This window comes from Paenibacillus sp. Y280 (assembly GCF_056786335.1).
This window is the reverse complement of sequence record NZ_JBXCIW010000003.1, coordinates 1-14597: the sequence shown is the minus strand read 5'-3', so window position 1 is coordinate 14597 and position 14597 is coordinate 1. Positions and strand designations below refer to the sequence as shown.

At 40.7% G+C, this 14597-nt stretch carries 17 protein-coding genes and 2 pseudogenes; 6 read left to right on the top strand and 13 right to left on the bottom strand.

Translation table 11 applies throughout. The features are described from left to right. Positions 1-101 precede the first annotated feature (101 nt). The 5 genes from AC1TPC_RS04565 to sdaAB all read right to left on the bottom strand — a co-directional run bounded on the left by AC1TPC_RS04565 (position 102) and on the right by sdaAB (position 3064). Positions 102-548, bottom strand: a complete 447-nt coding sequence (locus AC1TPC_RS04565; protein ID WP_482065681.1) for a MarR family winged helix-turn-helix transcriptional regulator — start codon at positions 546-548, stop codon at positions 102-104. 63 nt (positions 549-611) lie between these two features. Then, on the bottom strand, positions 612-968 hold the full coding sequence (locus tag AC1TPC_RS04560) for a DoxX family protein (RefSeq protein ID WP_482065680.1): 357 nt from the start codon (positions 966-968) through the stop codon (positions 612-614). A gap of 293 nt (positions 969-1261) precedes the next feature. Further along, positions 1262-1480: a hypothetical protein gene (locus tag AC1TPC_RS04555; RefSeq protein ID WP_482065679.1), complete on the bottom strand. Its 219-nt coding sequence runs from the start codon at positions 1478-1480 to the stop codon at positions 1262-1264. Then, complete coding sequence (gene sdaAA, locus AC1TPC_RS04550; protein ID WP_482065678.1) at positions 1467-2387, bottom strand: L-serine ammonia-lyase, iron-sulfur-dependent, subunit alpha; 921 nt, start codon at positions 2385-2387, stop codon at positions 1467-1469. The genes AC1TPC_RS04555 and sdaAA overlap by 14 nt, the downstream gene beginning before the upstream one ends. Next, the gene (gene sdaAB, locus AC1TPC_RS04545; protein ID WP_482065677.1) at positions 2384-3064 is read right to left on the bottom strand and encodes an L-serine ammonia-lyase, iron-sulfur-dependent subunit beta; all 681 of its coding nucleotides are present in this window, start codon (positions 3062-3064) and stop codon (positions 2384-2386) included. Before sdaAB ends, sdaAA begins: the two co-directional genes overlap by 4 nt. Before the next feature lie 334 nt (positions 3065-3398). On the opposite strand from sdaAB, the gene AC1TPC_RS04540 reads away from it, so the two are divergent. Both AC1TPC_RS04540 and AC1TPC_RS04535 read left to right on the top strand, forming a co-directional pair. Continuing rightward, positions 3399-3521 carry a YjcZ family sporulation protein gene (locus AC1TPC_RS04540; RefSeq protein ID WP_482065676.1) on the top strand — a complete coding sequence of 41 codons (123 nt, stop codon included), beginning with the start codon at positions 3399-3401 and terminating at the stop codon, positions 3519-3521. Between the two features lie 131 nt (positions 3522-3652). Continuing rightward, complete coding sequence (locus AC1TPC_RS04535) at positions 3653-3823, top strand: hypothetical protein (protein WP_482065675.1); 171 nt, start codon at positions 3653-3655, stop codon at positions 3821-3823. Between the two features lie 210 nt (positions 3824-4033). Here AC1TPC_RS04535 and AC1TPC_RS04530 read toward each other — a convergent pair. Further along, positions 4034-5139: pseudogene (locus tag AC1TPC_RS04530) on the bottom strand (MFS transporter). 223 nt (positions 5140-5362) lie between these two features. Between AC1TPC_RS04530 and AC1TPC_RS04525 the strand changes: the two are divergent. Both AC1TPC_RS04525 and AC1TPC_RS04520 read left to right on the top strand, forming a co-directional pair. Further along, positions 5363-6184 carry an SDR family oxidoreductase gene (locus AC1TPC_RS04525; protein ID WP_482065674.1) on the top strand — a complete coding sequence of 274 codons (822 nt, stop codon included), beginning with the start codon at positions 5363-5365 and terminating at the stop codon, positions 6182-6184. A gap of 601 nt (positions 6185-6785) precedes the next feature. Next, entirely contained in the window at positions 6786-8561 is a 1776-nt protein-coding gene (locus AC1TPC_RS04520) for a glycoside hydrolase family 2 protein (protein WP_482065673.1), read from the top strand. Positions 8562-8614: 53 nt separating this feature from the next. On the opposite strand, the gene AC1TPC_RS04515 is transcribed toward AC1TPC_RS04520, so the two are convergent. From AC1TPC_RS04515 to AC1TPC_RS04505, 3 genes are read right to left on the bottom strand one after another with little or no spacing between them, the layout of a single operon-like run. Then, on the bottom strand, positions 8615-9244 hold the full coding sequence (locus AC1TPC_RS04515; RefSeq protein ID WP_482065672.1) for an alpha/beta fold hydrolase: 630 nt from the start codon (positions 9242-9244) through the stop codon (positions 8615-8617). Continuing rightward, on the bottom strand, positions 9192-9527 hold the full coding sequence (locus AC1TPC_RS04510) for a hypothetical protein (RefSeq protein ID WP_482065671.1): 336 nt from the start codon (positions 9525-9527) through the stop codon (positions 9192-9194). The genes AC1TPC_RS04515 and AC1TPC_RS04510 overlap by 53 nt, the downstream gene beginning before the upstream one ends. Further along, positions 9500-9889 (bottom strand): DUF5412 family protein, encoded by a 390-nt coding sequence (locus AC1TPC_RS04505; RefSeq protein ID WP_482065970.1) that lies wholly within the window; start codon positions 9887-9889, stop codon positions 9500-9502. The genes AC1TPC_RS04510 and AC1TPC_RS04505 overlap by 28 nt, the downstream gene beginning before the upstream one ends. 74 nt (positions 9890-9963) lie before the next feature. Between AC1TPC_RS04505 and AC1TPC_RS04500 the strand changes: the two are divergent. Continuing rightward, positions 9964-11025, top strand: a pseudogene (locus tag AC1TPC_RS04500) (type I restriction-modification enzyme R subunit C-terminal domain-containing protein); the annotation flags it as partial. A 25-nt stretch (positions 11026-11050) separates the two neighbouring features. Then, on the top strand, positions 11051-11881 hold the full coding sequence (locus tag AC1TPC_RS04495) for a type I restriction-modification system subunit M (protein WP_482065670.1): 831 nt from the start codon (positions 11051-11053) through the stop codon (positions 11879-11881). 116 nt (positions 11882-11997) lie between these two features. Here the strand turns inward: AC1TPC_RS04495 and AC1TPC_RS04490 are convergent, their stop codons facing one another. The 4 genes from AC1TPC_RS04490 to AC1TPC_RS04475 all read right to left on the bottom strand — a co-directional run bounded on the left by AC1TPC_RS04490 (position 11998) and on the right by AC1TPC_RS04475 (position 14426). Beyond that, the gene (locus AC1TPC_RS04490) at positions 11998-12630 is read right to left on the bottom strand and encodes a hypothetical protein (RefSeq protein ID WP_482065669.1); all 633 of its coding nucleotides are present in this window, start codon (positions 12628-12630) and stop codon (positions 11998-12000) included. Beyond that, positions 12617-13108, bottom strand: coding sequence for an RNA polymerase sigma factor (locus tag AC1TPC_RS04485; protein ID WP_482065969.1), 492 nt, complete (start codon positions 13106-13108; stop codon positions 12617-12619). Before AC1TPC_RS04485 ends, AC1TPC_RS04490 begins: the two co-directional genes overlap by 14 nt. Positions 13109-13237: 129 nt before the next feature. Beyond that, the gene (locus AC1TPC_RS04480) at positions 13238-13912 is read right to left on the bottom strand and encodes a hypothetical protein (RefSeq protein WP_482065668.1); all 675 of its coding nucleotides are present in this window, start codon (positions 13910-13912) and stop codon (positions 13238-13240) included. 28 nt (positions 13913-13940) lie between these two features. After that, complete coding sequence (locus AC1TPC_RS04475) at positions 13941-14426, bottom strand: DUF7689 domain-containing protein (RefSeq protein WP_482065667.1); 486 nt, start codon at positions 14424-14426, stop codon at positions 13941-13943. Positions 14427-14597 lie beyond the last annotated feature (171 nt).

The following is a 14597-nucleotide window of genomic DNA, read 5'->3' as shown; positions in this document are numbered from 1 at the left end:
TGTGAATATGCCGTATATAGGCTACGACTGGCATATATTCCCTATGCATTTTCTTGTGCAAATTTTCTTAATCGCATTCAACTCTTCGGATCTCAGCTTTTTCAAAGCCCCTGTGCACCAAGCCCAATTTTCTTGAGAAGTTGGATCAACTGAAGCTTCTCCTCGTTATCGATAAATGAAATGTTTTTGGATATAATCTCAACATGCTTGGGGAAAATCTCATTAAATAACGCTTCACCCTTCTCCGTAAGGGTGACATTTGAAGTCCTTCGATCCGTGGGACTTGGCAGTCGTTTTACAAAGTCGTTTTTTTCCAGCTTATCTACCACATAAGTAATACTTCCGCTTGGAATCGAGAAAATTTCACTAATTTTTTGGATAGGATGCGGCCCTTTGTTGTAGAGAAGTTCAAGTATCATAAAATGGTCAGGACTGATTCCGTGACTTTCAATATCACGCTGTACATTATCAAATATTGCTTTGGATGCTTTAGTCCAAACCCGGAAGAGTCTTAAATCGAGCTCGCTTTGTTCGTCTCCTTGGTACATTAGAATACCTCCTTTAACCTATTCATCATCTGATCGGATAAGGAGAGATTAGTTGCTTAATCCTTATCCAAACGATGCATTCCAATTCAAAATGAGGACAATTAAGGATAAAATCATCAAAATGATGGGCATACCCGTTTTGGCTATCGGATCCTTTACTCGTAAATGCGTAACAATAGCTCCAACCATAATAATGGCTAGCACTATTCCAGCGATAGCTGCCAGCATGTGATTCCAAATTCCTGCTATGATGAGTGCGGCACCGCCTATTTCGAGCAAGGCTGTTAACATTCTAAACCATTGAGGCAAGCCATAACGCTTAAATTCATCAACCATTTGCTTGGAACCGAGCTTAGAAGCTCCAAAAACCAAAAAACCTAAACCTAAAACAATTTGAAGCACAATCGATACCATATTCATTTTATCTCACTCCTTATTATTTTCCTACTAGTAGATATACTAATATTATATATCTTATGTTTAGTATAATATTTATCCTAACATTAGAGTAATTAGCTGTCAACTACTTTCGGATCAGACATCGATTTCCTCCCAAATCTTAATAGTGTTTTCTCAGACGAACCTGTAAAAATTTGTTTAATCGTCCAGTGTCTTTGTAATATATTACTGATTCACCTATTCCGATTGGACAGATGGTTAGGCTACAAATATGTAATTTGTTCGATCACCGAATGAATATGTTATTTACGCTTTCAAAAAAGTTGTAATAATTCAATAAAAAATGCCCCCTGACCGCTATGGTCAAAGGACACACGTTTTCGCTCTGATAAGCCAGCAACAGCAGTTGATGTCTCTCCTTCCTCAAAGCTGAGCTCACGATACTGATGAAGCTTTCTTCGTAGATCGATTATCTCGTTCGCGATTGCTCTACCCGCAGGAAGGAGATCATATTTAGCGTTAATAGCCATCATCCTTCTCCTTCATAACAGCATGAGAGTTCTTTCTATCCTTTGCCAGCTGTTCGATGATTTGTTTCCCAGTTGGCGTTTGTGCCAACCCTCCTCCAGCCGTTTCACGATGAATGTCCGGCATGGCGCTCCCTACCTCAAGCATAACTTGTATGATCTCGTCCGAGGGAATGACGCTTCTTACGCCTGCAAGCGCCATATCGGCGGCAGCTAGCGCATTCACTGCCCCAAACCCATTGCGGACAATACATGGGATTTCCACCAAGCCGCCAACCGGATCGCAAATCAGGCCAAGCGTGTTTTTTAAAGCGAGACCGACTGCGTGAACCGCTTGTGCTGGCGTCCCTCCTTTCAGCTCAACAAGAGCACCCGCTGCCATGCCGATTGCAGAGCCGATCTCTGCCTGACATCCGCCTTCTGCTCCGGATATAAAAGAGTTGTTCGCGATGATATAGCCTATCGCTCCGGCACAAAACAATCCGTTCACCATATGATCGTCATCCCAGCCAAACCGCTCCTGGCTGCTGACGAATACGCCGGGAATGACGCCGCAAGACCCGGCAGTCGGCGTGGCGACGATACGCCCCATTGAAGCATTCACTTCAGAGACCGCAAGGGCATATGCCATTGCTGATCCAGCGAACGGCTCCAAAGAAGCCACTGGCTTTCGTGTATATGCATACACCCGTTTCGCGTCTCCGCCAGTCAGACCGCTGCGGGACGTTTTTTCCGATGAGATTCCTTTCACTGCTGCATCCTTCATGATGCCGTAATACTTCATCATTTTGTCCCATTCCTGCTCCTCCGTCCGGCCGGATTCCTTCGCCTGGTCCTCCAGCATAATCCGGTAGATCGGCTTGCCTTCATTTTCGCATACGAGCGCCAGTTCCTTTAAGGTTCTGAATCTCAAAGCGGAACACCACCATTCAAATCGATGTAATTAAGGCTATTCACATAATCCAGCCGGTTGATCCTCACAAGCAGATCCTCCCGCAATTCGCCATCTGTCTCGATAACGGTCGCGGCTTGCCCGAGTCTGCCTTTGCGGTCCACATCCATATAGCCTATATTGACATTGGCCTCGCTCAGCAGCCGCGTGATGTTCGCAAGCACACCGGAATGGTCGAGATGATAGATGATAAGTGTCGGATAATTAGCGGTAAATTTGAGATCAAAACCGTTAACTTCTACCACTTCAATATTTCCGCCGCCGATTGAGCAGCCTGTCATTTGAGAACATTTCGTTCCTGAAAGCAGCTTAATCGACAAGGTGTTCGGATGAACGGCAGGCCCGCTGCCCGTCTGAAAAGTGACCTTCATCCCAAGCGAATCGGCTAGCTCAAGCGAATCTGGAATCCGTTCGTCATCCGTACTGAACTGAAGCAGTCCCGCAATTACCGCCAAATCCGTTCCGTGGCCGCTGTAAGTTGCTGCCAATGAGCCGTAGAATAATATATCTGCTTGCTCAGGCTGTTCATCAAACAGCCCGCGTGCCACTCTGCCCAATCGGACGGCACCCGCCGTATGCGAGCTAGAAGGTCCGATCATGCCAGGTCCAATGATGGAAAACACATCCTTAAAACGCATATCACATTCAATACCTCCTATGAAAGCCGGCTGGGGCGCCATCTTGATTGCTACGACAACGGGAATATCTGCGAATGAGCGCCAGAAATCGAAGCTTCCTTTAGATTGATCTCATTCATTATCAGTCTTGCCAAAAAGAGCGACCAGTAGCATTTTTTTCATTTCATAACCCCTTCCTTATGCATGAAGTTCGTAGCCGCTTCCCTTTGTACGAGGCAAAACGGCTGCATGGGCATATGACCTTGATTAAATGTATAGGGTACAAACATCCAATCATCGCTAACCTATTCAGCATAATCTACAGGGTACTCAGTATCAGGGAGGTGAAAGTTTAATGTCTGGATTCGTTGGTGGTGCAAATAATAGTATTGGTTTTATCCTTGTCCTCTTCATCTTGCTAGTGATTATCGCTTGTAGCTGTGGAATTGGTGGGTTTGGTGGGTTTGGCGGTTGCTAATCGATAAATAAATATTAATCCCGCTTTGGGCTAATGACAGTAACCAAATATCTCTGTAACAAACACCCAATCCATTCGATACACTCATGCATAAGTTACAGAGTACCCAATACGTAAGGAGGTGCAATGAAATGTCCGGTCAAGTAGGTGGTGCTTTTACAAACCTTGGGGTTATTCTGGTGCTTTTCATATTATTGGTGATTATCGCTTGTAGCTGTGGAGTAGTTGGCGGCAGCAGCTGTGGCGGTTATGGCAACAACGTCGGCGGCGCAGGCGTTGGCCCATACGGCAAAGGCTACTAATTAATCCACTGAATGTCATCCGTGCATTCAGATTGCACAACTTCTTTTAAATAGAACGCAGAAAAAGACCCCTTGTCTGGGTCTTTTTCTTTTTAAAACTATTCAGAAGCTGTATGAAAAACATGCGATTTTCCCCTACATAAATGGTTCTAGCTTTGTTTCATGGATATGCATGCATTTACCTGCTTTTTTCGCATCCATATAATCATTCTAAACGGCTTCGTTGCTAACGATATGCGTTTTCCCATATATCCGATTTAGGATAAAGCCAAACAACATGCCAAGGAAAGAAATCGCAGATATCGTTAGATAAAGTGTTTTTGCACCAAAGGACCCGTAAATAAACCCTCCTAAGTAGGAAGCGAGTATTCCTGAAATTCCGAAGAACAGAAGCGCTAGCACCGTCTGGCCAGTGGCCCGCCATTCTATAGGAACGATGCGATAAAGGTATTGAATCGCCGCTGAATAGAAGATCGGGAAAGTAAGCACTTGCATGATTTGCAAATAAGCAAGCAGATGCGGATCAGTAATCCAGGCTGACAGAAAAAAGCGAATGAAAAAGAAAATGGACGCGAATGAAATGAGCAGCATTTCCTTGCCTTTGCGCAGCCACCAGAAGCTTAAAGCAAATACAATAATCTCACTGCCAGCCGCCAAAAAAAGGATTGTCCGATCAGCTCAGGAGTCCCTCCAAGCTCGCGAATATATATGCCGAGAAACGTGTCGTTCATCCGAGCGGGTACCGAACAAACAAAAACAAGCAAAAGAAACATGAGTGCCTCCTTGTTGCTTATAAAATGTTTGAGGCTGCTTAAAGAAACCGGCTTCCCTGTAACCGGTACATCCGACATTTTCCAGCTAATAAACAAACTGATGAGACCAATGCCTACAAAGAGCAATGATAAACTATGCGCGCCGAAATAAGACATAACGTATCCTGTGAGCAGTGAGGTGACAGCATAGCCTAATGCTCCATATGTACGGATTGATCCATAGCTCACACCAGAAGCTTCGGATATCGAGAAATTCAGGCTCTCCAGCAACGGGTCGATCGGCATAAGAAAGAAGTACAGAAGCATAGCGAATAAGATAAGCATAAAAAAAGTACTGGAGTTGTACAAAAAATAACCGGTCACGCTTGAGATTAATACCAATAGGAGAAGTATTTTACGAATGGTCCTCGTTTTATCGCTGATCATGCCCCATAAAGGCTGGGTAATAATAGTTATAAAACCACCGGTTCCAATAATGAAACCAATTTGTGAGGGCTGTAAGCCCTGTTCTGCAAGGTAAACGGGGAGAAATGTAATAAACATAGAGAGCAGTGCAAAGTACAAAAAGTTAAAGCTTCGCAACCATTTTAATGCATTCATGAAATTTAAAGCACCTCAGATAATGTATAGTTTGTTTGGATATCTAATTAGTATATCAGATGACGCTCGCTATTTATCCTTGATTCATTCGGATTGGGATAATTAGAATAAATAAACCATTCCATGGAACACTAATTCGGATAATTCTATACTTAGGAGGGATTTAATGATGAACGTTACTGAAGAAAAACAGCAACAAACGGCAAACACGCTTCGTGTAAAAGATAAGGTTGCGATTATTACCGGGGCTGGTTCTGGCATCGGCCGAGCAGCTGCATTGCTCTTGGCTAAGCACGGAGCTAAAGTATGCCTTATCGATTTAAACAACAACCGCAGTGAATCAGTTGAGAATCAAATCAATGAACTCGGCGGAGAATCGTTATTTATTGATACCGATGTGTCAGACCCCGATCGCGTAAATCAGGCGATTCAGTCAGCAATGAAACAATGGGGCCGCATTGACATCGTATTTGCAAATGCAGGAATCAATGGCGTCGTCTCTCCTATTGAGGACCTAACGCCGGAAGCATGGGATCACACGCTGACGACCAATTTAAAAGGAACATTCCTGACCGTTAAATATGCCATTCCGCATATGAAAAAAAACGGTGGAAGCATCATCATTACCAGCTCAATTAACGGCAGCCGTAAATTTTCCGGGTTCGGCATGTCAGCTTACAGCTCCTCTAAAGCAGGCCAGATTGCTTTTGCCAAAATGGCTGCACTTGAATTAGCGAACTATAAAATTCGGGTTAATGTCATCTGTCCGGGAGCTATCCAAACCAATATCGGCGAAAGCACGAAAGAGACGCCACAATTGGATAAAATCAAAATTCCAGTTAAATATCCTGAAGGCAGCCAGCCGCTAGAGCATGGACCGGGACAGCCTGAGCAGGTTGCTGATTTGGTTTTATTCCTTGCATCGCAGGAATCGAGCCATATTTCAGGTACTGAGATATTTATTGATGGTGTAGAAACGCTTCTATAGTTGGAGGAATGTGATGGAATGAAATGAAATGAGGAGCGCGAACTAATTGCGCTCTTTTTTTAATTATTGGCTATGTTAAACGACATCGTTGATATTGGATGAATTTTGTAGCTGTTAAAGACGATGATGCTCGATTAGTTCATCCATCAACATCTGCATTTAGTCAGTTTACAATGTCGTGGAAATAACAGGAAAAACTCCCGCTAAAAGTACCGCAATCACTAAGCGTTCAACATAGATTATTCAGTATTAAATTCCACTGTGAAAATTCAATTTTGCCATAAAAATATTAGCATGCAACATTTTATGGATTAAAGAAAGTAACAAAGTTGGCAAAATGTACAATGAAAATTATATTTTCCTCGGATAAATTCATATTCCTATTCGAAATCGGAGCATCTTTATAGAATTTGGATTTCACCAATTTAACGCATTTCAAGATAATAATTAACTTTAAAGTTATTCTAAATATAGAAAACTGGCTAAATTCTAATTGTTGACAACTATATAATCGTTTTCATATACTATTTTTGAATCAAAATCTTTAAATAAACCTAATATAGTTAACTTATTAATTAATCATTTTCAGAGGAGGATTATAATGACAACAGCAAAACAGTCCTTCCCACGTCCAGAATATCCGCGTCCGCAGATGGTTCGCTCCGAGTGGATGAACCTGAACGGCGAATGGGAATTTGAAATCGATCATGGAAAAAGCGGAAAGCATCGCAATTTGTTTGAGGCCTCAGCCTTAAAGGAGAAAATACTCGTTCCTTTCTGTCCGGAGAGCAAGCTATCCGGCATTGAGAACAAAGATTTCATGCCTGCGGTCTGGTATCGTAGGGAAATAGAAATTCCTGCCGAATGGCATGGCAGCCGTATCCTCGTACATTTTGGCGCAGTTGACTACGAAACGGAGGTTTGGATAAATGGTATTTCCGCAGGCACCCATCGCGGTGGTTATGCCTCCTTTTCGTTAGAAATCACTCACCTGCTTCAAGCCGGCATGAATGTATTGACTGTATGTGCTGAAGATGATCAACGATCCGGCTTGCAGCCTCGAGGCAAACAGTCTGGTTTGTATCATTCACACGGATGCGATTATACGAGAACGACGGGAATCTGGCAGACCGTATGGCTGGAATCCGTGCCCGAGCAGTATATTCAGTCCTTCAAATTGACACCGGATTCTGATAACCAGTCCCTCCATGTTGAGGGTGAATTCGTCGGAGCTGACGGATTAACTTTTTCTGTAGAAGCACAGTTCGGCGGCAAAAGGGTAGGTTTACAGACTGCTGTAGTGAATGGCAAACAAGGTCGATTGTCGGTGAAGCTCTCAGAAAGCCATTTATGGGAAATCGGATCGCCCAACCTTTACGACCTTACATTATCCTTACAGTATAACGGGAAAGCAATCGATTCCGTAGAAAGCTACTTTGGTCTTCGCTCCGTGAAATGGGATAACAATGCGATTCTCATTAACGGTAAACCCGTTTTCCAACGTTTGGTGCTGGATCAAGGCTTTTACCCGGAAGGAATTTATACCGCTCCTACTGACGAGGATTTAAAGCGGGACATTGAATTGTCTATGAGTCTTGGCTTCAACGGTGCACGTCTGCATGAGAAGGTGTTTGAAGCTCGTTTCTTGTATTGGGCTGACCAATTGGGGTACATCGTGTGGGGCGTACATGCGAACTGGGGACTCGATATTACAAACGCACGAGGGCTGCAGCAATTTTTGCCGGAGTGGATTGAAATTGTAAAACGAGATTATAATAGTCCTGCTTTAGTAGGCTGGTGCCCGTTCAATGAAACCTGGGATGGACCACAGGGAGCCCGCCAAAATGATGAGGTGCTGCGGATCACTTATCAGGTGACCAAATCACTTGACGCAACTCGTCCTGTCATTGATACAAGCGGCAACTTCCATGTCATTACTGATATATTCGATGTACATGATTATGAGCAAAATCCAGAAAAATTCGCCCAAAATTACAAGGCTATGCGTACTGGCGGAGAACGGTTCGTCACCTTCCAAAACCGACAGAAATACGACGGTCAGCCCTACTTCGTTAGTGAATACGGCGGCATTTGGTGGAATCCAGGTCAAGCTGATCAGAAGAGCTGGGGCTATGGCGACCGTCCGAAATCAGAAGAAGAATTTCTTTCTCGCTATGAAGGCTTAACTTTAACGCTGTTAGAAAATCCATACATCTGCGCATTTTGCTACACACAGCTCTACGATGTCGAGCAGGAAGTAAACGGCCTCCTCACATACGATCGTCATCATAAATTCAATCCTGAATTGATCCGCCGTATTAATTCGACGATTGCGGCAATCGAGAAGCAGACTGTAGACACTGCTAAAATAAAATAGACTTGGATACGTACAACAAGCCATTCCCTAGGGAATGGCTTGTTGTACGAAATTCAATGTTCATGGCTGCCATTTAGATAACTTATGATTTCATGGTTAATGCGACTCGCTTGCTCATGATTAATGCCGTGCCCTGCATTTGGAATAATTTTATAAGAAATTTGGTTCATCTCCAGTTCCTTAATAGCTGCAGGGTAATAAGACAATCGGTCGTACTCTCCAATTAAAAAAAGAGCTTTTTTCTTCAAGATCAAAAGCTCATCCTTCGTGAAATTTCTATACTTATGATACATCATCGATCTATTGTTAAAATATTTTAGCAGGTAAGTCCAATGAACCATGATATCCTCATTATTTTCAAACACCATAGAAGTATTGGGAGCACTTAGCTTTCTGAGTAATTTTTTCGTTGTTTTTTCGGATACAGGAAACAGTGCTTCAGGCAGAAAAAGCAGAAGCATCCTGATCATATTTACTTTGACTCCCCCTGCCATCGCAACTATCCTATTAACCTTATTCGGATTAGTGATCGTATAATAACTGGCAAGATAGGACCCATTGGAAACGCCTGCGATATGAATCAAATCAAGACTAAAATACTGAAGTAATTCGTCAATCCATGTGGCTTGGTCAAAGCATGCTATTGTAGTTGTTGTTCGGTTGGCTTTTTCCAGGTCCTCCAATGGTATCAACTGCAAAAATATAAAAATGCTTAGACAATTCAGCGATATTATAAATCCACATCAAAGCAGAATTATCACCGACCCCATGAAATAATAAAAGCGGAGGTTTTTGTGAATCTCCTGCAATAATGACATGCGTCTGACCAAAGGTTGTCGGAACTTCCTCTTCCTGATAAGAAACTCCCCATTGGTTAAGCAATCTTTGATAGGACTTCAATACAAGTTCCTTACCCGCTTCCTTTTTAAATGGCTCTGTTAATGTTGATTGTTGATTATCCTCCAAACTAATCCACCACCGTAATAAGTCTCTTTTTCAACGTTCAATTTAACACTTTTATTTGATTCGGGGAACCCTGGTTCTTCATTTAAAATATATAGAGTATTCTCATCTGTCCATTCCATAGAAAAGTTTCTATTCGCATCACTATGGTAAACAAGCTTCCTTTTGTTATCATCATGATAAGTAATCTCTACCCATAAATTAACTCCACCAGCGGCGCCTCCATAAGTTTTATAGTATGCATTAGCAGTATATTTGTCGGTCGGGGATTCCACAGGTCCTTTATAAAATTCACCTTCAAGATTATCAAATGTAAAAAAGTATGTATTGTATACAATTTGTGTTGAAACGATACCAATACCTATGAGAGTTGCAATTAGCAGTTTATTGGGAAAAGGCTTCTTTTTGATAAAGAAAACAAATAGTTTGAAACAAAAGTATGCGTCAAGCCCTTGTAAACGTGAATGCGGATTTAGTTGCTAAGAACTCTAAGTACGTCATGCGTATTACCGGCGATAATGAGGAAGGCAAAGCAGAATTAGATAATTTCATCGATCCAAACGAGCCATATCCAGTTCTAGTTACGACAAGCAAACTTATGACCACTGGCGTTGATGCAAAAACATGTCAGTTCATTGTTTTGGATTCAAATATCAGTAGCATGATCGAGTTCAAACAAATTATTGGCCGCGGTACTCGAATTAGAGAAGATTTTGGGAAGTTATACTTTACAATTATAGATTTCCGTAATGTTACTAAACTTTTTGCCGATCCTGAATTCGATGGTGATCCTGTAATTATTATGACACCGCCTCCTGGAGGTGAAGGTATCCCTCCTGAGGATGACCCAGATGGTGGGGACGATGGCGGAACGGTGGATGGTTTTAGTGGTGGTACTGAAGGTGATCCTCCAAATGGTGGTGGAGAGGGGCCTGAGCCACCTTCCAAATATTATGTGCATGATGTTGAGGTCAAAGTTCTAAATCAGCGAGTGTATTATTACGACAAAGAAGGTAAACTCATAACCGAGTCATTGATAGATTACACGAAGAAAAACGTGAAGAATGAATATCAGTCTTTGAATGATTTTCTAACTAAATGGAATGATGCAGAAAAGAAGGATGCGGTACTAAAAGAGTTAGAGGCTCAAGGCATCTTACTTGATGAACTTCAGGATGAAGTTGGTAAGGACTTAGACCCATTTGATCTAAACTGTCATGTGGCGTTCGATCAGCCGCCTCTCACACGCCGAGAGCGAGCCGAGAACGTAAAGAAATGCAATTATTTTGCCAAGTATAACGATCAAGCGAAACAGGTTTTAGAAGCGTTATTAGAGAAATATGCGGATGAAGGTATTGGGAACCTAGAGAGCATTGAAATACTAAAGATTCCTGAGTTCCAGATGTTTGGTTCACCATTAGAAATCGTAAAACGATTTGGTGGGAAAAGCGGCTATATGACTGCAATTAAAGAGTTAGAAAAAGTAATCTATACAGCATAGAAGCATTCTGGGAGGATAATCAATAATGTCAGTTTCAACAGTAATAAAGTCAGTTCAAGATACTATGCGCAAAGATGCAGGTGTCGATGGAGATGCCCAACGTATATCTCAGTTAGTATGGATGGTTTTCTTAAAAGTGTTTGATGCGAAGGAAGAAGAATGGGAATTAATGCGCGACGAATATAGAACGATTGTGCCAGAAGGATTACGTTGGCGCGATTGGGCTGCCAATGACGAGGGCATGACAGGAGATGGACTTCTCGACTTCGTTAACAATACCTTGTTTAAACAATTGAAGGAATTGGAATTAGATGAATATAGCGATCCAAAGGCTTTTATTGTGAAAGCTGTGTTTGAAGATTCCTATAACTATATGAAGTCAGGCACTTTGATGCGACAAGTGATAAACAAGTTGAATGAGATTGACTTTTCCGCACAGGAAGATCGTCATATGTTTAACGACATCTACGAGAACATATTGAAAGACCTTCAAAATGCTGGTAATGCCGGTGAATACTACACTCCCCGTCCTGTTACTCAATTTGTTGTAGATATGGTTAACCCGAAACTGGGAGAAAAAGTTTTGGACTTCGCTTGTGGAACAGGTGGTTATTTGACCAGCACAATCGAACATTTTAAAAATACAGGTCAAATCAAGAATATTGAAGCAAGCCAGGTTCTACAGGAAACAATTATGGGTATTGAGAAGAAACCTATGCCTCATATGCTCGCTATAACAAATCTTATTTTACATGATATTGACGCACCTAAGATTAAGCATGATAACTCTCTTACTCGGAATGTCCGGGATTATCGGCCACGAGATGGGACGCTTACGTTACGGCGGGTAGATTAATATAGAATGGTCCACTATATATTATTATAGTGGACCATTTTATATTAAAGCTTTAGTAATTGCATTTCAGGAACTCGCCCTACATAAATAATTAGCGTTTTTGTTGCCTTGTGAAACTAGTTAGTTACCTTTCCTATATAAATGTCACTAGCACTTTCATAATTTATTTCGATGGTATTGCTACCTATCTTTTTGCTTGCTTTGTAAGCTGTTAACTCGAGTTTAGCAGTATCCCCAAATGAAATAGGTGACCAATAAAAGGTGTCTCCTGATTTTACAGTAATATTTTTTCCTAATTGTTTTACTTTTGAGTTTATTGGGGTCCAACGTATAAGTTCTCCTTCAGAAGAACTTATTTTTATTTCATCTGCTTCTTTGCAGGTGATATTGATTGGAAGACCTGGTACATTGCTCATGAATCTTGAATACTTGCCAAGGGGAAATTCCACTTCAGGTTTCACCAGGATTGTATATTGATTTTCTGCATAAGCTGTTATTATAAATCCACTGAATATGGAAGATTGATTACTTTGATTATTATCTGTCATAATATATGGCACTCCTACAATTAGAAGAGTTGAAATAAGTAAGAAGGTGGGAAATGCAATTTTAACTGTTGTAATTTTAAATAAGTTTCTAAAGTTGGAGCTCTGGCTAGCGGTAGCCCTCTTTATTAATAACTCTTTAAGTTGATTGCTTACGTTGATTTCATTCATTGCATTCTTATACCTAGTTTTAAACTTCATCATCAAAACCTCCTAGTATTGATTTTTTTAGCTGTTCTTTTGCTCGTTTCAACCGTGTTCGTACAGTCGCTTCTTTTACGTTAAGGATTCTAGAGATCTCTAAAGTGTTGTAGCCTTCATAATAATACAGATGAATTACTAATCTATATTTCTTGGGGAGTAAAAGAACATAAGACATAACTTCTATATTTTCTGGTTGCATAATCGCTAAGGGAACTACTTCATGAGGTAAGAACCATCTTTTCCACGGACTTCTAAATAAATCTAGACAAGCATTAACAGTAATCCGGATTATCCAAGCTTTCTCATGTTCAATATTCTCAAAAAATTGAGGACGTCTATAAAGTTTAATATAAACCTCCTGGCAAACATCTTGAGCATCTGCTAAATTACCAAGATGACTTAGTGACAAGCGGAGAATCATATCGGAGTACTGGTCAATTAAATTTAAAAGATATTCATATTTATAATCTTCATCCATTCTCAAGTATTTCCCTCCTTCTACTTATAACACGTTTGAAAATGCTATTATGTTTCAACAACCAAAAAAAATTATATGATAAAAAAAACGGACTTCTCTTTAGAGATGTCCGTTTTGCTATACTTTTGTTTAGATTTTTGACTCAACATATTCCTTAAGTTTGCTTACTTTGTTCTTATTGTCTTTTGCCCAACTTTGATCCACTTTATCAGAAGTACCAACGGTAAGATCCTTATTATCTTTGACAAGTTCTTTTACTGAAAGATCAAGCTCTGTATTTCCATTTTCGATTTGCTCGAGAATAAACGGTAGAGCAGGTGTTCCTAACTCTACTAGCTCTTTATTCTTTTCTTCTTTAGACTTTTGAGACTGAACAATATTCTCAACTTTGGATGGGATAGCTTTAAGGTGATTTTTTAATTTTTTAGAAAACTCATCACCTGTTTCCCAAGTACTTTCTCTTTGTTTCTTAAGGTCAATCTTTGCAATTTTTTCAGCTGCGATGGCTAGGATGTAATCATTGAGTCCACTTCCGGGAGATTCATCAATCTTTTGTTCAATTACAGGTAGAGCATCATCTCCGAGATTTACGATATTCTGAAACTCGTTACTGTTCTTGATATAGTCGTAAGGATTACTGCTATGTGCAAGTTGAGTTTTGTTCTTTACTTCTTGTTCCAGTTTATTATTAAATTCTTCTAAATTGCTATCAATCTGTTGTACAGTTGATGCATCTGCAGAAAAGTTGTATAACATAGTGATGCTAAAAGCTGCAGCAAATAAAGATACAAAAACCTTTTTCATTGATTACACCTCTATTTTAGTTTAGTAATTATCCAACTTTATAGGTTTTAACCTTATTGCCATAATTTCCGCTGTAAGGATCCCACGATAGTGACTGAAGTACTTCTAGTTGCCCCCATTTAGAGTTTACATAGTTGTTGTCAGAAGGTCTTCCGAAGTGACCGATACTCGAAGTAGTGCCGTAGGAAATAATCCTTGTATCAGTAGATGATCCTGAATTATTGGGGATATATCCCTGCCAAGATAAATATGTATCTACTGTTGCAGATGATGGGTTATTTGCGCCCCATGGCCAAATCCACGAGTGTGTGATATGCATTGCATAGGCAAGACAGTTGTAATCAGGGTTTGCAGCAGCTAGGTATGAGTAATTGTTAGCTGTCTTTACTAGCGAATCGTATGTTGCTTTTGGTTGTGAAAACTTTGTCGCATCGTAAGCTGCAAGTGCGGATGAGCTACCTGCAACTACTGCAGTTAATGCAATTACTGTTGTGATAATCCTCTTTCTAATCAATGTTTATCCACCTCTTTTAATTTTTTCCAAACCAAGAATGCATATTTATTTTATCCTGAATCCGTGATATAAATATCTGATTTCCATAGATTGAAAGAGTATTATGGAGTAAAATAGAGATAACAGCTCGTTTGTTGCTGTTTTCAAAATACACCTATGAGGTGAACTCCA

Bases quoted from the DNA above. Each gene is read 5' to 3' on its own strand.
- AC1TPC_RS04520 (WP_482065673.1), top strand. From the start codon at position 6,786: ATGACAACAGCAAAACAGTCCTTCCCACGTCCAGAATATCCGCGTCCG.
- AC1TPC_RS04485 (WP_482065969.1), bottom strand. From the start codon at position 13,108: ATGGATGAAGATTATAAATATGAATATCTTTTAAATTTAATTGACCAG.
- AC1TPC_RS04560 (WP_482065680.1), bottom strand. From the start codon at position 968: ATGAATATGGTATCGATTGTGCTTCAAATTGTTTTAGGTTTAGGTTTT.
- AC1TPC_RS04540 (WP_482065676.1), top strand. From the start codon at position 3,399: ATGTCTGGATTCGTTGGTGGTGCAAATAATAGTATTGGTTTTATCCTT.
- AC1TPC_RS04555 (WP_482065679.1), bottom strand. From the start codon at position 1,480: ATGATGGCTATTAACGCTAAATATGATCTCCTTCCTGCGGGTAGAGCA.
- AC1TPC_RS04495 (WP_482065670.1), top strand. From the start codon at position 11,051: ATGTCAGTTTCAACAGTAATAAAGTCAGTTCAAGATACTATGCGCAAA.
- AC1TPC_RS04535 (WP_482065675.1), top strand. From the start codon at position 3,653: ATGTCCGGTCAAGTAGGTGGTGCTTTTACAAACCTTGGGGTTATTCTG.
- AC1TPC_RS04565 (WP_482065681.1), bottom strand. From the start codon at position 548: ATGTACCAAGGAGACGAACAAAGCGAGCTCGATTTAAGACTCTTCCGG.
- sdaAB (WP_482065677.1), bottom strand. From the start codon at position 3,064: ATGCGTTTTAAGGATGTGTTTTCCATCATTGGACCTGGCATGATCGGA.
- AC1TPC_RS04525 (WP_482065674.1), top strand. From the start codon at position 5,363: ATGATGAACGTTACTGAAGAAAAACAGCAACAAACGGCAAACACGCTT.
- AC1TPC_RS04480 (WP_482065668.1), bottom strand. From the start codon at position 13,912: ATGAAAAAGGTTTTTGTATCTTTATTTGCTGCAGCTTTTAGCATCACT.
- AC1TPC_RS04490 (WP_482065669.1), bottom strand. From the start codon at position 12,630: ATGATGAAGTTTAAAACTAGGTATAAGAATGCAATGAATGAAATCAAC.